Below are 20050 nucleotides of genomic sequence, written 5' to 3'. Positions count from 1 at the left end.
CCAGATCCGCGTCGAGGCGTCCGACCTGCCCGGGCGGGAGTGGGCGCCCACCCCCGACATGCCCCCGTACCGCAACATCCATGTCGGCATCCAGCGACGCGGGCACCCTGACGAAGAAATGGAGCTGTACCCCGGCGACGCGGCCACGGCCGCATGGACCTTGGTCGCCACTACCGACTCCGGCCGGATGGGGATCGATATCCAAGGCCCCCAGGTCCAGGGCGCACCGGGGAGCCGGTTCATCCACCTCACCTGGGGTGTGGTGGACGGCGGCGCCTTCACGACGTTCCGTCGGGCGAAACTGATGCTCGACGCCGTCGACTCCGCCACCCTCCAAGCCGCTCGGCGGTACGGGCGCCTCGTCGCCCGGCTCCGGCTCACCGACCCCCACGGCAGGCCGCTGTGCTCCACGGTCCGGCCGCCTCTGGTCGACTGGTCCGCCGGCCCGGTCGGCTGACGTCCGACAGGGTCGGCCGCCGACGCGCGCCAGTCCTGGTCGATGAGCCCAGCATCCGGTAGCAGTGCACGTGCAGTTCTCGTCGGCAGCGCTCGACCAACTCGGCGAACGCCGGCTCGTCGCCTGCCTTCGCCCGAGCGATGGTCCGGCTCTGCGCGCGGAGGCTTTGGGCAGAGCCAGGGCGGTTCACTATCGCTGTTCGGCGAGCCACTGGTCGAAGGTGGTCGGCGTGATGCGGGCGTCCGGGGCGGGCAGCAGCACGTTGCCGGCCGTCTCCGGACCGAACATCGTCGACCACGTGGGCACGAGCTTCACCGTGCGGCCACGCGCCTGGTTGGTGCGCCGGGCCATGTCGACCAGGTCCTGCGGGTCGGGCCCGGCGACATCGGTGTAACGCCCCTGCGGCCGACCTGTCGCGATCTCGGCGAGCACGTCGGCCACGTCCGCGGGCGCGACCGGCTGCACCAGCAGCGGCGCGATCGTGGCGACGCCGTCCTGCTCGGTCCAGCTCGTCACCATCGCGGCGAAGTCGTGGAACTGCGTGGCCGGGACGATCGTCCATGGCACCGGACCGGCGGCCACCAGGCGCTCCTGCTCTCGTTTGCCGACGTAGTGCGCGTTGCCCTCGATGCGGTCGACCCCCGCGATCGACAGCAGCACGTGGTGGCCGACACCGGCCCGCTCCTCGGCGGCGAGCAGGTTCCGCGTGACGGCACCGAAGTAGGCCACCGTCTCGGCCGGGTCGGCCGCGGTGCTGTTGGTGACGTCGATGACCGCCTCGACGCCGGTCAACGTGTCGTCGAGCCCTTCGCCGCTGGTCAGATCCACGCCGAGCGAGCGGCTGATGCGCACGACTTCGTGGCCGTCCCGCTGGAGAGCGGCGACGGTGAGGGTTCCGATGTTCCCGGTCGCGCCGGCTACGGCGATCCGCATGGTGGTCTCCCTTGTCCTGGTGATCGACCCGAAGCTATCACGGACTAAATAGATCCATGATATCTGCGATAAACTCCGGCTGTGAAGCTGCCTGTAAGCACCGAGTGGGTTCTGCACTGCGCGACCACGCTGGCTCAGCTGGATCCGGGAGTCAGCGCGTCGACGGCACAGCTGGCGCTGTACTACGACCTGCCCGCCCCGTATCTCGCCAAGCAGCTGAAGGCCCTCGTCAAGGCCGGCGTGCTCACCGCGACCGCGGGCCCGCGTGGAGGATTCCGGCTCGCACGACCCGGCTCCGAGATCACGCTCCTGCAGATCGTCGAGGCCGTCGACGGCACGTCCGCACCGTATGAGTGCCGCGAGATCCGCCAGCAGGGCCGGGGGGCACTGCCACCCGGCGAGTGCCGGAGCACCTGTGTCCTTGCCGCGAAGATGGCCGACGCGCACCGGGCATGGCGGGACAGCCTCTCCGGCGTCACCCTGGCCGACGTCCTCGGCACTCTCCCGCCGTCGGCGCCCTCCCGCACCCGAGCACGCCTGGCGGAGATCACCTGACCCGGACCTTCAGCCCGCCCGGCCTCACGGCGGACGCCGACGGGGCGATCAGGAGTCGACGGTGCGGTGCAGGGCGTCGCCGCCGGGCGGCCGGTGGTGGTCGGCGAACAGACTGGCGATGAGCTCCCCGCGGCGGGAGACGCCGACCTTCTTGAAGATCGCCTTGATGTGGTCCCGCACGGTGTGCACGGAGATGAAGAGGGCCTGGGCGATCTCGCCGCTGGTCAGCCCGCGGGCCACCGCAAGGGTGATCTCCAGTTCCCGGTCCGAGAGCCCGCAGGCCTCGGCGGTGAGAAGCGACACCTGCGCGGACGTGGCGGACTCGATGACCAGCGCGGTGTGGCCGAACGAGCCGTCGGCCTCGCGCAGGCACGAGGCCTGGCAGACCAGCCACCGGCCCGCGCGATCGCGGATCCGGACCTCGGTGCCGCCTTCCGCCGTCGCACGTGCCCCGACGGCCATGCCGTGCATCCAGGCGGGCAACCGGACCCCGAACGGCGTGGGGGACGACGGGCCGGGCGGCAGGTCGTCCAGGTGTCTGCGCGCGTCGGCGTTGACCGAGATCAGATCGCCGGCGGAGTCGAAGAGCAGCAGACCGAGGCCCGAGGGGGCCGTCGTGTCCGGCCCGGCGGCAGGCCGGGCGAAGGAGCGCAGTCGCCGGGCGAGCGGCAGCGACAGGCTGGACACCAGCGCGATCTCGGATGCGGTGAAGGACGGGCGGCCCTCCTCGCGGAACAGGCTGATGTGGCCCCACGGCCGTCCGCCCACCCGCAGGACGGCGCGCAGTTCGTCGGCGAGCCCCCGGGGCCGCAGGTAGCCACGGTAAAGGGGACTTCGCTCGGGCAGGTCCCCGGTGCTCTCGCGGAGCGCCGCCGCGGGGACGGTGGCGCGGGCGAGGTCGCTGAACAGGTTGATGCGTTCGGCGAGCAGTTCGTTGTCCCAGTAGGTCGCCGAACCCCCCTCGGAGAGGTTCTCGACCCGGACGGGCGCGGTCATCAGCCCGGTGAACGGATCGGTGGCCCGCCACACCGAGGCGTCGAACGGCACGAGGGCGCGCAGCCGGGTGGACGCCTCCGCGAACATGTCCAGCGGGTCCCGTGCCCCGTCGACACGGGAGATCAGGCCGTCCCGGCCGCGCCGGACGCGGGACGCCGTGAGGTCGTGCATGCGATCCGCCCTCCTGAGGCATCTTCAGGGAAGACGCGGCTCCGCTCGCTCCTATTCCGCGGACGGGCGGCCCCTGCGGGCGATCTGCCAGGTCGCGCCGTCCAGGAAGTGGACGTCGTACCGTTCCTGCACCGGAATCAGGCTCTCGGGGCGGTCCCGCCCTTCGGCGACGCGCTGCAGCATCCGGAAGTAACCGAACCGCTGGACGCCCGGAGTGATCCCCACCAGCAGATCGGCGCCCGAGCCTCGCACCGCTCCGAAGGCATGCGGAAGACCCGGCGGGATCACCAGGAAGTCTCCCTTGCCGAGGGACTGGATCTCGTCTCCGAGAAGGAACTCGGCCGCGCCGTCGAGGACGTAGAAGAACTCTGACGAGAGCAGGTGACGGTGCGGCTGCGCACCGTCCGCGCCGTCGGCGAGGGTGAGACGGCTGGCACTCAGGGCCGCACCGGTCTCCTCGCTGTCGGTCAGAAGCCCGAACCCCCCGCCGGAGGGCAGACCGAGGAGCTCCGCCTCGCCGCCCCGGACGAGGAGCGCGCTTCCGGTCGGCTGGGACGTGCTGGTCATCGAGGTCTCCCTGTGGTGCCCGTGAACGGTCCTCTGATCGTGCCGCCCGCGCCCCCGCGCTCTCCATCCCCCACTTGAGGGATTGGCCCCGCGCGCCGCCGCGGTGATGGTGATCGAGCAACTGACGGGAACCGCAGAAGGATTGATCATGCAAGCCGAATCCGCTCGACGGGCGTCCAAGCCCCTACCGGTTCGGAACGAGCCCGGCGCGGGCTCGAAGGGGCTGCGGCTGGGCATCCTGTTCGGCCCGGCGGTGTTCGGCGTCACCGCGGCAGGCGTCGCGCTGCCGAAGGTGGCCACCTCGCTGGGCGCGGCACCGGAGAGTGTCGCCTGGGTCCTCACCGTGCACGCACTGGCCCTGGGCGTGGGGACGGCGGTGTTCGGACGCCTGGCCGACGCCCGGGGCGTCCGGACCACGCTGCTGTCCGGTTCGCTGGTCCTCGGGCTCGGCGCGGCGGTGATCCTGCTGGCACCGGACCTCGGCGTCCTGGTCGCCGGACGGTTCGTCCTGGCGGCGGGCTCGGGGGCGATGACCTCCGGCGCCCTGGCGCTCGCCGCCGCCGGCGCCCCGGAGCGGCGCGCCGGCGTCCTGGCCGCCTTCGGCGCGACCATGGCGATCTTCTCGGCGAGCGCGACGCTGGCCGGCGGGGTGGTGACGCAGTGGCTGACCTGGCGGCTCACCCTGGCGCTGCCGGTCCTGTCGCTGGCCGGAGTACCGCTCTGCCTGCGTCTCGCCGTCCGTCCCGGATCGGGGAGCCGCATGGATCTCATCGGCGCCGGGCTGGTCACGGCGACGGCGGCCACGCTGCTGGTGTTCGTGCAGTCCCCCGCGCTGTCGCTGCCGGCGGGGGCCGTCGCATCGGCCGGAGTGGCCTTCCTGCCCGCGGCCGCCTGCCTGGCCTGGTGGGTGCGGACCCGGCCGGAGGGCTTCGTGCTCCGGTCCCTGGTGGCCGACCGCGCCTTCGTCCTGGCGGCGGCCATCGGCGTGGGCGTCTACAGCGGCCTGTTCGCCGTGATGTACGTCATCCCGCAGGTCCTGGTGAAACAGCAGGGCTGGAGCGTCCTCTCGGTCGGTACGGCACTCCTGCCGGGCGCGGTCGCCGGGGCCGTGCTGTCCCGGATGGCCGGGCGCCTCACCCCGGGACGGGGCGGCAACCGGCTGCTGGCCGGGGCCGCGCTCTCCTCCGCACTGCTGCTGATCTCGGCCGGGGCCTTCGGCGGCGGTGCCTGGGTGCTGCTGGCCGGAGCGTCCCTCGGCTTCGCGGCCTTCGCCGTCACGCAGGTGGTCACGACCGGCCTCCTGTCGGCGCACATCGCACCCGCCCTGCGCGGGGGCGCCATGGGCCTCCTCAACCTCACGTTCTTCGCCGGCGGCGGGATCGGCTCGGCCGCCGCGGCGGCCCTGTCCCGGTCGATGTCCCTGACCGGCGCCCTCGCGCTCGTGGCCGCGCTCCCGCTCACCGCGGGCCTTCTGGCCCTCGTCCCGGGAGACCGGGAGCATCCGGTCACGGCCGCGCGGTAGTGCGATCGCTCCGCCGACCCGCGAGCCCGAGGTGGCCTGGCCGGACGTTGAGACCGCGGTCCAGGCCGGTGATGCGCAGCAGTTTGGCGACCTGCGGGCGGAGGCCGGACAGGTACAGGGTGATGCCCAGTCCGGCGGCACGGCGCTGGACGCCGATCAGCGCGGTCAACCCGGCCGCGTCGCAGAAGGACACCTCGCCCATGTCGAGGATCAGCAACCGGGCGCTTCGAGGCAGTGCGGCGAGCAGATGTTCGCTGACTGCGGGAGCGGATGCCATGTCGAGCTCGCCCCGCAAGCCGAGGATGGTGATGCCCGCACGTCCGCGCGGGGACGCGGTGGCCCTTGCGGCGGCTCGAGAGCGGCGGACGGCGATGAACCCGGTGTGGCTGGCGTACCAGGTGGATACGGTGGTGGGCGGTTTGCCGATCATGGCGATCTCCGATCGCGGGATGAAGGGATCCGGGCCGTGTCGGTCGTGTCCCGGGTCAGCGCGACCTTGACGGTTCACGCAGTCGTGCGTCCTGCGATCTGGGGGTGTGGGGTCGCCCGGCCGCCGGCCCGTCCCACGGGTCGGCTGGAACGGTCAACGCGGCCAGCAGGTCGGGGGCCGGCAGATGGTCGGCGGGATCGGCGGCTGCTTCCAGGGCGGCCTGGGCCGCTGCGTGGCCGGTGGCGGCCGGGACGGTGAGCAGGTCGATGCGGCGGCCGTCGGCGTAGATCGCGGTGAGCAGCCCGGCGGGCAGGTGGTCGAACCAGCTGAGCCGGACCTCGCGGGTGTCGTCGGGGCCGTTGACGAGCAGTCGGCGGGGATGGTCGTCCCAGTCGGCCTCTCGCAGCATGACGTGGCTGATCGGCCGGTGGTCGTCGGGTGGGCCGTGGGCCTGCAGGGCCAGCAGCAATCCGGGCAGTTCGGCGACCGGGTCGGCCGAGCGGGGCCACCAGCCGCCGTCCAGAAGGGTGCTGCCCCGCCCTGAACCGGGCCGCCCGGCCGGGGCGGATGACCGCAGGGCCAGCCGGGGAGACGAGGGCGGCGGAAGGCCGAAGATCGTTCTTGGATCGGTGGTGGTGAGCATGCGTCTCCCCTTCTCCCTGGAGACCGCGCCGCACCCAGGGCCGGACTTCGATCCGTCCGGTCCGGGCCGACCGGCCTGCAGCGTCCCCGTGGATGCGGGTCGATGCGGCAGAGCACGGCGAGCGAAGCGGTTCCGATCATCGAAACCAGCGACGAAATCGCCGGCCACCGTCGGATCACCCTCAAGGATGGGGATGTCGTCTTTGACGGATATCGTCACTCTAGCCGCCGGCCTTCGACACCGTAAAAACCTGGAGTAATGTCCACCCAAGTTTTCGATATATCTTCCCCCGTCTTTTACATTCTAGGGTTTGACGGCGGCGAATTGCCAATGGCATTTCCGGCTCGTCCGCGGGTGCCGAACCCGGTGTGGAGAGTCGCCGCGGCCCGTCACGCTCGATCGCCTCACCGGTTCCGACGGTCGCCGCTGGTCAGCGTGAGCGCAGCCTGTCGAGGCGATGGGCCGGTACGCCGAGCACGTGCAGAGCGTCGCCCAGTTCGTCGCGCTCGACGGCGCTCACCGGCGCATCCCTCATGTACAAGCCCATGAGCAGCTCGCCCATCGCCTTCTCCCACCGCCCTCGGGCGGCCGAGTCGGTGACGCGCCGCAACGTCGAGGCGGGCAGCCGATCCTGGAAACGGCCGGGCAGGCTCCGCATGGCGTCGGCCAATTCCCGATGCTGCGCGGCTGTCGGCGGTGCGCCGGATGCAGGGTCGGGCGGGGGCGGACCGGTGAGTCCGAGCAACCGCATCATCTGATCCGTCGCGCCCACGGCGTGCCCTGTCCCTTGCATCGTCTTGCCAGCCCGGAGAGGGCGCCCGGGGTGTGCGCCCATGATTCCGGAGGTGTGGCCGGCTCATACCCCCGAGAGAACGGGCCCACTCATCCCCGCTCGGCGCAGGTCATCGCCGGCAGCACCCCGGGGCGGGCCCGGTGGCGTAGTCTCGGTGACACCGGGGGCACTTCGTGCGCGGGCCGCCATGTCGGCGCCGTCTTCGGCGATCACGACCCGGTCCTCGACGACCGAGAACGGGGCCTTCGAGATGGCCCGCACAGTGTTCGACTCGCACGCGTTTCCCGACGGCGGCCCCGACCGGCGATGTGCCGCAGAGATCCTCGTCCCCCGTGAGATCCGCCCCCCGGTCCCCGTGCCAACGATTCGGTGTCACTCATCGCCGACCTCCCGGGCCCGTACGGGATCATCGTCCGCCTCGATGCCGCGAACCGGCAACTCACCGAACTCCTCCACCTCACGGGCCTGGACCGCGTGCTCGTGGTCCAGACGGCTCCGGGGGCCCAGGCCGTGTCCGCGGCATGACCACCGGAACTCTGGACGCGCCAGGCATGGCCGCCAGAGCGCACCGTGTCCGGCCACGCCGGTCGTACCGGACGGCCCCGATCCGGCCGTTCACTGAGCGGGCGGGCACGTGATCCCCCGCGACTCGCTCCACACACCGGCGACCCCGGCGAGAGGTTCATCGAACCCCGAGGGGGACGAATGACGATGAAAGACGAATACCTCGCGTTGATGAGGGGCCTCGCCGCAGGTATGGCCATCGCGCTGGCCGCCGTCTGCGCGGTCGTCGCCGTCGTCTCTCTGATCGTTTCCTGAACCGGCCGCGCGGAGGCGCCCGCGCAGCGCACCGGTACCGGGACGCCTTTCGGGGAGCGGGCCGGCGGCAGAGCGCTCCATGCCCCGGTGGGGCCGAGATGCCCCTGTGGGGCCGAGATGCCCCTGTGTGGCCGAGGTGTCCCGGTGGCGGTGAGGGGCAGGGATCCTGATGTCCGACCAGGAGGAACAGATGAGCGGGCAGCCGCACGACCGGGTCGGCGCGGACCACGCGGGCCTGGTCGAGGCGATGAACTCGGCGATCGTGGCGGTCGGCGCGTCCGGCAGGATCACGGCCTGGAACCCCTGGGCCCGGCATCTCCTGGGGTACGCCTCCGAGGAGGCGCTGGGCCGGCCGGTGGACCGGTTCCTGCACCGCGTCGTCGAGGGCGAGCCCCCTCCGCGGCGGGACTGCCGCATCCTGCGGACACTGCGGACCGGTGTCCCCTACCACGCCGACGGCGACTCGTTCACCCATCGTGACGGGCACTCGGTGATGCTGGCCTGGTCATCCGCACCGATCTACGCCGATGAGGCGGCCGACGAAGAGCACGGGGCGGGGGCGGTGGCCGGAGCGGTCATCGTGCTGCAGGACGCTGCCGAACGGCTCCGGATCGAGCGGGAACAGCACGACCGGATGGCGCAGGCGCGGCGGGCCAACTCCCGGCTGGCGCTGGTCGCCGAGATCACCACGGTGCTGTCGTCCACCCTGAACGAGGACGAGGTGCTGCGGCGGCTGGTCCGGCTGACGGTGCCCGCGCTCGGTGACTGGGCGGAGGTCGACCTGCTCATGCTCGACGGGTGCGTCGAGCGGGTGGCCGCGACCCACCGCGAGATCTCCCCCGCCGACATCGCTCGCCTGGAGGGGCCGCTGCCGCCGCTCCCCCGGGCCCCGCGCGGGCCGCTCGCGCGGGTCCTGCAGGGGGGCATGACCATGGTCATCAGCGGCGACGACGCCCGGCCGTACTCCGACGAGCCGCTGACCGCCGCCCAGCACGAACTCTTCCAGACCGTGGACGCCCACAGCGTGATCATCACCCCGCTGGCGGCCCGGGGCGAGACCTACGGCGCGCTGACCCTGGGCTACTCTCGCCCCGGACACGGCTACGCTCCTGACGACCGGCTCGTCGTGGAGGACATCGCGCGCCGCACGGGACTGGCCCTGGCCAACGCCCGGCTGTTCACCGCCCAACGGAACACGGCCGAGGCCATGCAACGCAGCCTGCTCACCCCTCTGCCCCAACGGGACGACCTGCAACTCCAGGCCCGGTACCGCCCCGCCGCCCAGGCCAGCTGGGTCGGCGGCGACTGGTACGACGCCTTTCCTCTCGCCACCGGCGCCACGGGGCTGGTCATCGGCGACATCATGGGCCACGACCTGCACGCGGCGTCCCGCATGGCACAGGTCCGCAACATGCTCAGGGCCCTGGCCTGGGATCTCGACGTACCCCCGAGCACCGTCCTGGAGCGCCTGGACGCCGTGATGGACGCCGTCAGCGACGCCGAACTCGCCACCGCCGTGTTCGGCCGCGTCGAAAGGACCACCGCCGGATCCTGGTACCTGCGCTGGTGCAACGCGGGCCATCCCCCGCCGCTCCTGATCAGCCATGACGGCGCCACGACCTTCCTCGAAGAGCACGGAATGCTGCTCGGCGACCCCGGCCTCACCGATGCCCGCCCCGACGGCATCCGCGAACTGCCGCCGCTGTCCACCCTGCTGCTCTACACCGACGGCCTCGTCGAGACCCGCGGCACGGACCTGACCGACAGCCTCACCGGCCTTCGCCGCCACAGCGCCCACCTGGCCGAGCTCCCCGTGTCCGACCTCTGCGACCAACTCCTGGAGCGTATGGAGCTCAGCGGCGAAGACGACGTCGCCCTCCTCGCCCTCCGTGTCCCCGAATGAAGGCACCGGTCCGGCGACCCGGCCGAGGGCTCGGGCGCGCGCACGCCCTCATAGGGCCTCGCTGATCCAGCGCCAACCGCCCTCGACGTACCGGGCACTGATCAGCTGCGCGCTACCGGAGTCCGCGACCTCGGCGATCATCCGGACCAGCCGGCGGTGAAAGTCCGCGGGCGGACGGCCGCTGGTCGCCGATCCCTCCAGGAGGGACACGCTGACCTTCGCCTCGTCGCGCAGCTGCACGGTCAACCGGCCGGTCTTGTCCAGACGCAGGATCACGATCGCATCGGCACGGATCAGGTCGCCTTCGGCGGCTGAAATCCATACCTCCGGTGCATTACCGCTCATGAGCCTCACCTTCCATGAGTCCAGGAGCCCGCGAAACGATCTCCCACCTATGCCTACCCACGGTCGCCGGCAGGCCATGGGCCCCTCGCCGGATGGGAGCCCGATCCGCCACCGCGCCGAGACGGCCGTCAGGACCCGCCCGCGCACGCTCCGGCCTCGCGGCCGCGATCATCGCACGTCTTGTGGCATGGCGGGAGTGGCATGGAGGAGTTCTTGGCATGCCCGGGGTAGGAATCCGACGTGACCAGGGTGGATTACGCGGCGGCGTTCGACTCGGTTCCCGCCGCGTGTGCGGTGCTGTCGTCCGACCTGGTGTATCTGGGGGTGAACCGGGCGTACGAGCGTGCCGTGGAACGGCCGCGCGGACAGCTTCTCGGGCATCGGATCTTCGAGGTCTTTCCAGGTGGCCCGTCCGGTCAGGGCGTCCAGGAGTTGCGTGCCTCGCTGGAGCGCGTGCTGGCCGAAGGCGACGTCGACGTGATGCCACTGGTGCGCTACGACGTGCAGGTGGCCGGGGAGCCGGGAACCTACGAGGAACGGTACTGGGCCGCGGTGAACGCGCCCATGCTGGGACCGGACGGCCGAATCGCCTGCGTGATCAACCGGGTCGAGGAAATCACCGCCTACATTCAGCAGCTGCGGTCGGCCGGTGCGGCCGACGAGTCGTCCCCGGCCGACCAGGTGGAGGCGGCCGACGCCCAGCTCTTCCTACGCGCGCAGGAACTCCAGGAGGCCAACCGGCGGCTGCGCCGGGCACGGCTGCGCGAGCGGCAGGCCACCGCCGCCGCCCGCGCGGCCCTGCGCCGGCAACAGCAGGTGGTGGCCGACACCTCCCACGACCTGCGCCGCCCGCTCACCGGCCTGCAGACCAGGCTGCAGGTGGCCCTGACCGACCCCCAGGCCGACTCGCGGCAGGTCCTGCACGCGGCACTGCAGGACGCCGAACGGCTCGGCGACATCGTCAGCGACCTGCTGGAACTGGCCCGGCTCGAAGGCAACGCCCCCTTCCCGACCGAACCGGTCGACCTGTCCGCGCTGGTGGCCGCCGAACTCGCACGCTCCGACCTGGCCTGCGCCACCGCCGTCGACATCACCGCCGGGATCGTGGTCGAAGGCTCCGCGGTCCGCCTGGCGCGGGTGCTGTCCAACCTGCTGACCAACGCCGACCGGCACGCCGCCAGCCTGGTCCAGGTCAAGGTCTTCCAACGCGACGAGCAGGCGTTCATCGAGGTCGCCGACGACGGCCCCGGCATACCCGCGAACGAGCGGGAAGCGGTCTTCCAGCGCTTCTACCGCCGCGCCGACGCCCGCAGCAGCGATCCCGAAGGGACCGGCCTCGGCCTGCCCATCGCCCGCCAGATCGCCCGCGCCCACCACGGCGACCTCGACATCGCCGACCGCCCCGGCGGAACCTGCATGATCCTCCGCCTGCCCTGCACTTCTCCTTGAAGGGCACCGTCACGAGGGTGCGGGCGTGGTGTCGGCCGCGTGCTGGAGAGCGGTGTTCTCGGTCCTGATGCGGGCTCTCAGGAGGCCCAGGTTCACGATGGTGAACAGCAGGGCGGTGAGCCAGCAGGTGTGCACCAGCGGCAGGGCGACGCCCTCGGCGACGACCGCGACGTAGTTGGGATGGCGCAGCCGGCGATAGGGGCCTTTGTCCACCAGCGGCAGGTGCGGAACGATGATCACCCGGGTGTTCCACCGCTGGCCGAGTGCGGCGATGCACCACCAGCGCAGCCCCTGGGCCAGGACGGCGAGGCTCAGCATCGACCAGCCCAGGACCGGGATGAAGGGGCGGTCGAGCAGCCATGCCTCGAGCAGCGCGCCGCCGAGCAGGCCGACATGGGCGGCGACGATGCCCGGGTAGTGTCCGCGTCCGTACTCGACACCGCCCCTGCTCCTCGCCCAGCGCCGGTGCCGGCGAGCCACGATCAGCTCGGCGATCCGCTCGGCTCCGACGAGCGCTATGAGCAGCGTGAACCCGAGCACGAGTTCACCAGCGCAGCAGGAGCATCTCGGCGGAGAACCCGGGGCCCAATGCCATCAGCAGCCCGGGTTCGCCCTCCGGCGGGCGGCGTCGTTCGATCGTCTCCTGCAGAACGTTGAGCACCGAGACCGAGGACAGATTGCCGAGCCTTTGGAGGGAGTCCCATGTCAGGTCGAGCTCACCGTGCCCGAGGGCGAAGGCCTCGGCGATCGTGTCGATCACCTTGGGCCCTCCGGGGTGGCAGACCCACGAGGACACCTCGCCGGGAGACAGACCGTGCTCCCCCAGGAAGGCGGCGACGTCATCGGCCAGCGTCGCCTCCACGTGCTCCACCAGGTCGGCGGCCAGGACGATCCGGAAGCCGTGCTCACCGACGTCCCATCCCATGAGCCTCTGGGTGCCGGGATAGAGCTTGCTGCGGGTCGCGACGACCTGGGGCCCCCAGCGGACCGGGCCCCCGGTATCGGCCTTCCGGTCGCCTCCGACCGCCACGGCCGCCGCGGCACCGTCCCCGAACAGCCCGCTGGCCACCAGGTTGGCCAGCGAGTCGTCGTCGCGCTGCGCCGTCAGCGAGCACAACTCGACGCAGACCAGGACCGCCACCTGGTCGGGCCACGCGCGCAGATAGTCGTACAGCCGCGACAGGCCCGCGGCGCCGGCCGCGCAGCCCAGCCCGAAGATCGGTACCCGCTTGACGTCGTCCCGCAGGCCCAGGCGCTGGGCCAGGGACGCGTCCAGCGAGGGAGTGGCGACTCCGGTCGAGGAGCAGAAGACCAGATGGTCGACCTGCGACGCGTCGACCCCGGACGCCTCCATCGCGCCCCGGACGGCCCGCTCCCCGAGGGACAGCGCGGTATCGACATAGGCGCCGTTCGCCGTGGTGAAACCGTCGAGATTCGCGTACTTGTCGATCGGCATGGCCAGGTACCGGCCCATCACCCGGGTGGCGGAATGGAAACGCTCCACCACCCGCCGATCGGCCCCGGTCGCCCCGACGACCGCCTCGGTGATCTCACGCTGGTCGTAGTGATGTTCCGGCAGGACGGTCTGAACGGCTCCTACGCGCACATCTCCCCCTAAGTCCCCTCCCGGCTCCTTCCCCACCAGCGCGGCTTGTACCAGCGGGCGAGGATCGGTGCGGCGGCGAGGACCACGGTGACCGTGCGACGGTCACCGTGGTCCGGGGGAGATGCTCACGCAGCGGGCAGCACGTTCAGCCGCTGCAGCAACTCACGGGAGACCGTGGCGCGCTTGGCGGCGTCGCCGTCCTTGGCGACGTCGATGTTCAGCGCGAAGGTGTACACACGTCCGCCGCGCTCGACCCAACCGGCCCACCAGCCGGTGCCGGGGCCGGGGGCGTTCTGCCAACCCGACTTGGCGTACAGCGTGTACCCGTCCTTCTCCTCCTGCTTGATCAGATCCCGGACGGTGCGCTGGTGCTCACGCGAGGCGGGCAGGCGCTCGAACGCCAGCCGCTCCATGAACCGGGTCTGCTCCACCGCCGAGATCTTCAGCGGGCCGTCCAGCCAGAACCGGTCCACCACCGGACCCGTCTGGCGGTTGCCGTAGCCGAGCCGGTGCAGCCACTGCCGTTCGCGCTGCAGACCGATGCGGCGGGCGATCACCTGGAACGCCGCGGCGTTGGAGATGCGGACGGCCTCCCGCATCGTCATGTCCTGCTCCCACTCGGGGAACGGCTGCGGCGTCCCGTCCCAGGGGATCACCTCGTCGGGGCTCTTGACCACCCCGGTCTCCAGGGCGACCAGCGCGTGCGGGACCTTGAAGGTGGAAGCGGGCACCATCGGGGTCTCGGCACGCCGCCGGTCCACCACGGTCGTGCTCCGGGTCTTCACGTCCAGCATCGCGAACGAGCCGCGCACGCCCGCCGCGTCGAAGACGGCCCGCAGATCGTCACGCTCGGTGATGCCGGGCCGGATCTGATCGGCGGCGGCCACGACGGCGGCGCCGCGCGGGGCGGAGTCATGGGCGGCGCCGCACGCGGCGGTGCCGAAGAGGGTGAGCGCGGCGAGCGTGGTGGCACCCAGCCGGACGCGCACAGTTCGGGAGGAAGGCTTGGTCATGCGGTCACTTGATCACCACATGACGGCCTCTGTCCAATATGGATATCGATCAATGAATCATAGTGAAATACATATCGTCGCAGCTCATCCAAGCGACCAGGCGGTCAGGCGACGTGGCGCCCAAACCGAACGCCGCAGCGCTTCCCGCCGGCCGGCGGGCCCGGGCGACGTGGGGGAATCCTGAGGGACATATGGGATAGGAAGGAACGGATGCCCTGAAAACGGATGAGAGCATGGGCTCATGAGAGTCGGCGGTCATCCCGTTGACACCCCGTCCGATCCCGGGCGCACCACGGCCTTCCGGAGCGACGGCTACGCCCCGCTGCGGGACTACGCGGTGATCGGAGACGGACGGAGTGCCGCGCTGATCGCCGCCGACGGGTCCGTGGACTGGCTGGGGATGCCGGATCTGGACTCGCCCTCGGTGTTCGCCGCCCTCCTGGACCCCGTCCGAGGCGGCCGCTTCCTGCTGGAGCCAGAGGAGCCCTACACGGTCGCGCGCCGGTATCTCCCTGGCACGAACGTGCTGGAGACCACGTTCACCACCGGCGGCGGCAGCCTGCGGGTCACCGACGCGCTGACCCTGGAGGCCGATGGGGCCCTGGGGCCGATGCGGGAACTGCAGCGGCGCATCGACGGCGTGGCGGGGACGGTGCCGCTGCGCTGGAGCGTGCAGCCGCGGTTCGGCTACGGTGCCCGCCGCCCACGTATCGCCAGGCGCGCCGGCGTCCCGGTCGCGGTGGCCGGCGCGGACGCGCTCGCCGTCTGCGCCTGGGACGCGGGTGAACCGGAATGCACCGACCGGGCGATCAACGGCCGCCTCGATCTGCGGCGAGGACAGCGGGCCCTGCTGGCGATCCCGCTCGCCCACCAGGAACCGCTCGTCCTGCCGGCCCGTCCCGAATGCGATGCCCGCATGGACCACACCATCGCGGCCTGGCGCGGCTGGGCCCGAGAGCGCTCGAACGAGGGCATGTGGCGGGACGCCGTGCTGCGCAGCGCGCTGGCGCTCAAGCTCCTGATCTTCGCGCCCTCGGGGGCGATCGCCGCCGCGGTGACCTCCTCGCTGCCGGAACAGGTCGGAGGCGAACGGAACTGGGACTACCGCTTCTCCTGGGTCCGCGACTCGGCGTTCACCCTCGACGCGTTCCTGAGCCTGGGCTGCCCCGCCGAGGCGCATGCCTACTTCTGGTGGCTCATGCACGCCTCCCAGCTCACACATCCGCGGCTGCGGGTGCTCTACCGGCTGAACGGCGGCGGCCACGCGACGGAACGGACGCTCCCCCTCGACGGATACCGCGGCTCCAGACCGGTGCGGATCGGCAATGCGGCGGGCGCGCAGACCCAGCTGGACACCTATGGCGAGCTTTTGCAGACCGGCTGGCTGTACGCGGGCGCCGCCGGACGGCTGGACGCGGACATCGCCCGGCGCCTGGCGGAACTGGCCGACTTCGTCTGCGCCGCCTGGCGGGGGCCGGACTCGGGGATCTGGGAGGTACGCAGCGCTCCCCTGCACTTCACGCAATCGAAGATGATGTGCTGGGTCGCGCTCGACCGGGCCATCGACCTCTGCGAGCGCGGCCTGATCCAGAGCCGCGGTTCGGCCCGCTGGCGGCTGGCCCGCGCGCAGGTGCGCGACTTCGTCGAGACGCGTTGCTTCTCCTCACTTCACCACTGCTACACGCGCTCCGCCGACAGCTCGGATCTGGACACCGCCGTGCTCCTCGGTCTTCTGCACGGCTACGCGCGTCCGGGCGATCCCCGCATGCGCGCCACGGTCGACACGGTGGCACGGGAGCTCCGGCACGGCCCGTTCGTCGACAGGTACTCCGGCGAGGACGGTGTGAGCGGTACCGAAGGCGCGTTCCTGGCCTGTTCCTTCTGGCTGGCCGAGTGCCTCGCCCGCACCGGGCGCCTCGAACAGGCCACGGCGCTGATGGACGACCTGGTCGGGCTGGCCAACGACGTCGGCCTGTACGGCGAGGAGATCGACCCGGCCACCGGGGCCTTCCTGGGGAACCTGCCCCAGGGGCTGAGTCACCTGGCGTTGATCAGTGCCGCGTGCACCATCGACTCGATCGCCGACGAGGCGGACGGGTGAGCGCCTGGGGGACCGCCGCGGGCGCCTTCGTCGGCACGCTGGCGCTGACCACCGCCCTTCGCACCGCCAGCGAGCTCAGGCTCACCCGCATGGACCTGCCGTTCCTGCTCGGGACGGCCGTGACCGCCGACCGGGCCCGCGCCAAGGCGATCGGCTACCTCATCCACTTCGCCAACGGAGAGCTGTTCGCGTTCGTCTACTACGCCGTCTTTCTCGCCATCGGCCACGCCGGCTGGTGGCTCGGAGCCCTCTTCGGTCTGGTGCACGGATTGTTCGCCGGCACCGCGCTGGTGAACATCCTGCTGCCGTTGGCCCACCCCCGGATGGGCAGCCCGATGACCAGCGCCCCCAAGGTCGCCCTCTTGGAACCCCCGGGCTTCCTGATGCTCAACTACGGGCCCAGCACACCACTGGTCACCGTCCTCGCCCATGTCGGCTTCGGAGCCATAGTCGGAGGTTTCACCACGCTCGGTCCTGGATGAGCGTTCAGCCGGACGGTGGCCGGGCTCGCCCGCCAGGCCTGCGCACGCCGTCTCCTCCAGGGTCGGTGCCGTGGGTGACCACGACGCCCTCGGCGCCGCCCTCGATCTCCTCGCGACCTCTGCGCCCAGCACTTCAGCGACGCCCGCGACATCCGACTGGCCCAGTGGGAGAACGAGGACTGAGCCGGCAGCGCCGCGCGGCGGAACGGCGACCCGCCGGGTCTTGTCGCCGTCGCACCGGACCGACCACCGCGCGGCACCGTTCGGTGCGCCCGCCGCGGAACCGATCACCCGGGTGGACCGTCGCAGGGTTCCACGGTCGTTCAGAAGATCAGGGACGAAGGGCGCGATGACTCAGTTCCCGCAGTTGCCGGCACCGGCGGACCTCGCCGCCGCCGGGCCCAAGGGCGCCAAGAAGATGCTGGTCAAGGCGGCGGACCCGGTGCCCGCCGCCGAGCTGGCGCCGTTCTTCGAGCACGCCTGCCGGGAGCTGGTGCGGGCGGGCGAGAGCGAGCTCGCGTTCTGGGCGTTCGGGCAGGCGCGCAAGGTCGAGAAGGACCATCCCGCGCTCCTCGACCTCGACCGGGTCCAGGGCGTCTTCCTCGAACTGGTGCCCGCGGGCGGCGTCGGACCGGCCGCGCTGCGCGACTACGCCAAGACGCTCGCCGCGACGTTGCCGGCGGAGGAGGCGCACGCCCGCTTCCGCGAGGTGGTCTGCGCGGGATTCGACGCCGGGCTCATCCCGTACGCCCGCATCTTCCCTGACCTGCGCGCACTGGCCCGCGCCGCGAAGATCAAGAAGCGGGACGAGGAGGAGTTCCTGGCCGGGCGGCTGCTCCGCGCCGGGCTCATGCCCATCGCGTCCCACCAGGTCTGGGCGGCCGCCCGTGAGCCGCTCGTCGCGATGGCCGGACGCGACGACGACCTGATGAAGCTGCTGATCGCCGCCGAACCCGACCGCGCCCGGCACGAGGAGGAGAGCGGCGAGGAGGTCGCCGAGGAGATCCGGCAGATGTGGCTGGAGTCCTTGGCCGAGAGCGGGGCGGGGGCGCACCTGCCGGCCCGGTGGTTCGGCACCACGGGACGGGGTTGCGCGGCCGAAGTCCTGCTGAAGCTCGCCGACCAGGCAGGGGATCGACTTTTCCCGGACGCCGAGGTGGTGTTCGGCGAGGAGACGGACCCGGCGCTTCCGCCTCCCGACCACCGGCACATCATCCCCCAGGGGCGGATGGGCACCGACTCGCCCCGCTGGTGGGGTTCGGGCTTCGACCTGGGGCAACTGGCCGCGGACGTGGCATCCGGGCCAGAAGGACGCGAGCGTTTCGCCGGCCTGCTGGAGGCGTTCGTCCGCGACATGGGGCATTACGGCAACGTCGACTACCCGGCCACGGTGAAAGCGCTCTGGGATCTGCCGGAGACCCGGGAGGTGCTGCGCGAAGCCGTCGACGGCTGGAAGGCCGACGCGGGCCGCCCGGACCTTCCCTTCCTGTACAGCGCCCTGCACCAGTTGGGGCGGCTCACCGCCTGCAGCGGTCTCCTCGACCTGGAGCCGGGTGTCGCCGACGGGCTCGACCCCGCCGATCCCGTGGACGCCCTGCTGGCGGCCCTGCGCGGCGGCATCCCCGCCGAACTGGCCGTTTCCGGCGACGGGACGCCGTCAAAGTCACCGAAAGCAGGCCGGACGATCGTCCAGCACCTCGGATACCTCACCATCACGGAACGGTCCTGGCACGCCCACGCGTCCGTCACCGGCGACGACGCCCTGTCGATGAGTCTTCCCCAACTGCCCGACGGGCTGCTGCCCTGGTACGACGGCAAGACCGGCCTCCTGTCCCGCATCCAGGACGGCGCCTGGCAGACGTTCCAGGTCGAGGGGCAGGCGGGCCAGACCGTCGCGTTGACCCTGGACCCAGGCACCGCCACCGCACGGCCCCAGGCGCCAGGCGCCGCCGAGGTGACGTTCCCGGGCGCCGCCGGGCCGAGCGAGGTCCGGTTGAGCCGCGGTGCGATCACGGTCACCGCGCCCGACGGGACCCGGACGGCGCGGCTGCCCTTCTCACCTGTCATGAGCACGAAGAGCGGGCTCGTGCCGCCGCCCGGCTGGTGGACGCGGCGGGACCCGGTGGACCCGGACGGATCGGCGGCGCTGCGACGTCTCGACCGCGAGCGGGCGGCGCGCCTGCTGGAGGCGGCGCTGACCGGACCGCGCGCGGCCGCCGACGCGCTGGAGGCCGTGCTGCCCGAGGTGACCGCGCCGGCCCTGCGCGACGGCGTCCTCGAAGCGGCCCGTACCGCCGTCGAATGCCTCCTGCTCTCCATCGAGTTGCGCGACCGGATCGGCCGCCCCCAGCCTCCGGCACTGCCCGCGCTGGTCGTGCCGGCCTCCGACCTCCCCTTCGCTCGTACCAGGGCGCAGACGAGGTGGCTCGTGCGCCAACGGCTCGTGGCCCAAGCGCTTGAGTCGGCGACGACCGACGAACCCGCGGCCGACAGGCCCTACCTCGTCCGGACGGTCTCCCTGCCACCCCGCGGTTACGTGGGCGTCGAACCGGACACCCTGGCGGGCTACGCGCTCCCGGCCATCCTGCCGTGGACTTCTGACTCACAGCGCGAAGGCATCCTCGACGTCCTGCGCCTCTGGGCCAACGCTCCGATCGGCGACGGCACGGGCGCCTGCCGGACACTGCGCATCACTCCGGCGGGTGGCGAGGGGCAGTCCAACGCCGAACGTCAGCTGGTCGACAGGCAACTGGAGCGGGAGGCGCCCGGGGAGCTCTGGCGTACCCCGAACGGCGCCCTGCTGATCTTGGACTACCAGCGACACGACCGGACCGCGACGGCCCTGGAGTACGCGCCCGGCGGAACGTTCGAACCGGGCGAGCCGCCCGGCTGGCAGGCGGCTCGGCCGCCCGTCCCCTGCTGGGGCCCCGCCGGGCGCGTCGTCCGGCTCATCCGGTTGCTGGCCGATCGCGGCCCCGCGCCGATCGACGCCGCCGCCACCGTCCACGACCTGGCGGAACGTGCGGGCTTCGGGGTGGCGGCCGCCGTCGCGGTCTGCAAGATCCCCGCCGAGGTCCTGGACGACGACCTTCCCACCACGGGCGCGGCACTCTCCTACCCCATGCGCGACGCGGTACGGGAACGCCTGCTGCCCGACGACCCGGCCGACCTCTGGATCACCGGCCTCGCGGTGGACGCGGCGGCCGACTGGTGGCGAACCCACGGCGAAGGGCCGTCCGGCCGGACTGGCGGGGGATGACACGGC

At 72.0% G+C, this 20050-nt stretch carries 19 protein-coding genes; 9 read left to right on the top strand and 10 right to left on the bottom strand.

The genetic code is table 11. From position 1 onward, the window contains the following. A partial coding sequence (locus AB0H37_RS27450) for a DUF5990 family protein (RefSeq protein ID WP_360616183.1) occupies positions 1-457 on the top strand: 457 nt, incomplete at its 5' end. 189 nt (positions 458-646) lie between these two features. Here AB0H37_RS27450 and AB0H37_RS27445 read toward each other — a convergent pair. Next, complete coding sequence (locus AB0H37_RS27445) at positions 647-1390, bottom strand: NAD(P)H-binding protein (RefSeq protein WP_329095951.1); 744 nt, start codon at positions 1388-1390, stop codon at positions 647-649. 81 nt (positions 1391-1471) lie between these two features. Between AB0H37_RS27445 and AB0H37_RS27440 the strand changes: the two genes are divergently transcribed. Next, positions 1472-1945 (top strand): Rrf2 family transcriptional regulator, encoded by a 474-nt coding sequence (locus tag AB0H37_RS27440; protein ID WP_179832190.1) that lies wholly within the window; start codon positions 1472-1474, stop codon positions 1943-1945. Positions 1946-1993: 48 nt separating this feature from the next. Here the strand turns inward: AB0H37_RS27440 and AB0H37_RS27435 are convergent, their stop codons facing one another. Beyond that, positions 1994-3112 carry a helix-turn-helix transcriptional regulator gene (locus AB0H37_RS27435; RefSeq protein WP_360616180.1) on the bottom strand — a complete coding sequence of 373 codons (1119 nt, stop codon included), beginning with the start codon at positions 3110-3112 and terminating at the stop codon, positions 1994-1996. Positions 3113-3163: 51 nt separating this feature from the next. Further along, entirely contained in the window at positions 3164-3679 is a 516-nt protein-coding gene (locus tag AB0H37_RS27430) for a cupin domain-containing protein (protein ID WP_360616178.1), read from the bottom strand. A 148-nt stretch (positions 3680-3827) separates the two neighbouring features. On the opposite strand from AB0H37_RS27430, the gene AB0H37_RS27425 reads away from it, so the two are divergent. Beyond that, positions 3828-5201, top strand: a complete 1374-nt coding sequence (locus tag AB0H37_RS27425) for an MFS transporter (RefSeq protein ID WP_360616176.1) — start codon at positions 3828-3830, stop codon at positions 5199-5201. Here the strand turns inward: AB0H37_RS27425 and AB0H37_RS27420 are convergent. The 3 genes from AB0H37_RS27420 to AB0H37_RS27410 form a co-directional block, all read right to left on the bottom strand. After that, complete coding sequence (locus AB0H37_RS27420) at positions 5185-5631, bottom strand: STAS domain-containing protein (protein ID WP_360616174.1); 447 nt, start codon at positions 5629-5631, stop codon at positions 5185-5187. The two genes, AB0H37_RS27425 and AB0H37_RS27420, sit on opposite strands and share 17 nt — an antisense overlap. Before the next feature lie 55 nt (positions 5632-5686). Then, on the bottom strand, positions 5687-6274 hold the full coding sequence (locus AB0H37_RS27415) for a DUF5994 family protein (protein WP_360616172.1): 588 nt from the start codon (positions 6272-6274) through the stop codon (positions 5687-5689). A gap of 430 nt (positions 6275-6704) precedes the next feature. Then, complete coding sequence (locus AB0H37_RS27410) at positions 6705-7046, bottom strand: hypothetical protein (RefSeq protein WP_360616170.1); 342 nt, start codon at positions 7044-7046, stop codon at positions 6705-6707. A 390-nt stretch (positions 7047-7436) separates the two neighbouring features. On the opposite strand from AB0H37_RS27410, the gene AB0H37_RS27405 reads away from it, so the two are divergent. Both AB0H37_RS27405 and AB0H37_RS27400 read left to right on the top strand, forming a co-directional pair. Further along, a complete protein-coding gene (locus tag AB0H37_RS27405) occupies positions 7437-7592 on the top strand; it encodes a hypothetical protein (RefSeq protein WP_360616168.1) in 156 nt (51 codons plus the stop codon). Between the two features lie 463 nt (positions 7593-8055). Beyond that, complete coding sequence (locus tag AB0H37_RS27400; RefSeq protein ID WP_360616166.1) at positions 8056-9789, top strand: SpoIIE family protein phosphatase; 1734 nt, start codon at positions 8056-8058, stop codon at positions 9787-9789. A 48-nt stretch (positions 9790-9837) separates the two neighbouring features. Here the strand turns inward: AB0H37_RS27400 and AB0H37_RS27395 are convergent, their stop codons facing one another. After that, on the bottom strand, positions 9838-10134 hold the full coding sequence (locus AB0H37_RS27395) for a hypothetical protein (RefSeq protein WP_329095969.1): 297 nt from the start codon (positions 10132-10134) through the stop codon (positions 9838-9840). 240 nt (positions 10135-10374) lie between these two features. Here AB0H37_RS27395 and AB0H37_RS27390 point away from each other — a divergent pair, with 240 nt between their 5' ends. Beyond that, positions 10375-11583, top strand: a complete 1209-nt coding sequence (locus tag AB0H37_RS27390; protein ID WP_360616163.1) for a PAS domain-containing sensor histidine kinase — start codon at positions 10375-10377, stop codon at positions 11581-11583. Positions 11584-11592: 9 nt separating this feature from the next. On the opposite strand, the gene AB0H37_RS27385 is transcribed toward AB0H37_RS27390, so the two are convergent. The 3 genes from AB0H37_RS27385 to blaOXA all read right to left on the bottom strand — a co-directional run bounded on the left by AB0H37_RS27385 (position 11593) and on the right by blaOXA (position 14202). Beyond that, on the bottom strand, positions 11593-12123 hold the full coding sequence (locus tag AB0H37_RS27385) for an isoprenylcysteine carboxylmethyltransferase family protein (RefSeq protein WP_360616161.1): 531 nt from the start codon (positions 12121-12123) through the stop codon (positions 11593-11595). Positions 12124-12127: 4 nt separating this feature from the next. Beyond that, the gene (locus AB0H37_RS27380) at positions 12128-13189 is read right to left on the bottom strand and encodes a 3-oxoacyl-[acyl-carrier-protein] synthase III C-terminal domain-containing protein (RefSeq protein ID WP_329095975.1); all 1062 of its coding nucleotides are present in this window, start codon (positions 13187-13189) and stop codon (positions 12128-12130) included. 125 nt (positions 13190-13314) lie between these two features. After that, positions 13315-14202 carry a class D beta-lactamase gene (gene blaOXA / locus AB0H37_RS27375; RefSeq protein WP_360616159.1) on the bottom strand — a complete coding sequence of 296 codons (888 nt, stop codon included), beginning with the start codon at positions 14200-14202 and terminating at the stop codon, positions 13315-13317. 241 nt (positions 14203-14443) lie between these two features. Between blaOXA and AB0H37_RS27370 the strand changes: the two genes are divergently transcribed. The 3 genes from AB0H37_RS27370 to AB0H37_RS27360 all read left to right on the top strand — a co-directional run bounded on the left by AB0H37_RS27370 (position 14444) and on the right by AB0H37_RS27360 (position 20044). Further along, the gene (locus tag AB0H37_RS27370; protein ID WP_360616157.1) at positions 14444-16303 is read left to right on the top strand and encodes a glycoside hydrolase family 15 protein; all 1860 of its coding nucleotides are present in this window, start codon (positions 14444-14446) and stop codon (positions 16301-16303) included. After that, positions 16300-16785 carry a hypothetical protein gene (locus AB0H37_RS27365; RefSeq protein WP_179832175.1) on the top strand — a complete coding sequence of 162 codons (486 nt, stop codon included), beginning with the start codon at positions 16300-16302 and terminating at the stop codon, positions 16783-16785. Before AB0H37_RS27370 ends, AB0H37_RS27365 begins: the two co-directional genes overlap by 4 nt. A 349-nt stretch (positions 16786-17134) precedes the next feature. Next, on the top strand, positions 17135-20044 hold the full coding sequence (locus tag AB0H37_RS27360) for a hypothetical protein (RefSeq protein WP_360616154.1): 2910 nt from the start codon (positions 17135-17137) through the stop codon (positions 20042-20044). Positions 20045-20050: the final 6 nt, after the last annotated feature.

The sequence above is a fragment of the Actinomadura sp. NPDC023710 genome, assembly GCF_040639875.1.
In the GTDB taxonomy this organism is placed as follows: Bacteria; Actinomycetota; Actinomycetes; order Streptosporangiales; family Streptosporangiaceae; genus Spirillospora; species Spirillospora citrea.
Note: the sequence above shows the minus strand (reverse complement) of the source record. Positions and strands in the feature narration are given on the sequence as shown.

Excerpts from the sequence above, each read along its gene's own strand:
- AB0H37_RS27370 (WP_360616157.1), top strand. The coding sequence starts at position 14,444 with ATGAGAGTCGGCGGTCATCCCGTTGACACCCCGTCCGATCCCGGGCGC.
- AB0H37_RS27425 (WP_360616176.1), top strand. The coding sequence starts at position 3,828 with ATGCAAGCCGAATCCGCTCGACGGGCGTCCAAGCCCCTACCGGTTCGG.
- AB0H37_RS27435 (WP_360616180.1), bottom strand. The coding sequence starts at position 3,112 with ATGCACGACCTCACGGCGTCCCGCGTCCGGCGCGGCCGGGACGGCCTG.
- AB0H37_RS27420 (WP_360616174.1), bottom strand. The coding sequence starts at position 5,631 with ATGATCGGCAAACCGCCCACCACCGTATCCACCTGGTACGCCAGCCAC.
- blaOXA (WP_360616159.1), bottom strand. The coding sequence starts at position 14,202 with ATGACCAAGCCTTCCTCCCGAACTGTGCGCGTCCGGCTGGGTGCCACC.
- AB0H37_RS27430 (WP_360616178.1), bottom strand. The coding sequence starts at position 3,679 with ATGACCAGCACGTCCCAGCCGACCGGAAGCGCGCTCCTCGTCCGGGGC.
- AB0H37_RS27400 (WP_360616166.1), top strand. The coding sequence starts at position 8,056 with ATGTCCGACCAGGAGGAACAGATGAGCGGGCAGCCGCACGACCGGGTC.
- AB0H37_RS27360 (WP_360616154.1), top strand. The coding sequence starts at position 17,135 with ATGACTCAGTTCCCGCAGTTGCCGGCACCGGCGGACCTCGCCGCCGCC.
- AB0H37_RS27395 (WP_329095969.1), bottom strand. The coding sequence starts at position 10,134 with ATGAGCGGTAATGCACCGGAGGTATGGATTTCAGCCGCCGAAGGCGAC.
- AB0H37_RS27415 (WP_360616172.1), bottom strand. The coding sequence starts at position 6,274 with ATGCTCACCACCACCGATCCAAGAACGATCTTCGGCCTTCCGCCGCCC.
- AB0H37_RS27445 (WP_329095951.1), bottom strand. The coding sequence starts at position 1,390 with ATGCGGATCGCCGTAGCCGGCGCGACCGGGAACATCGGAACCCTCACC.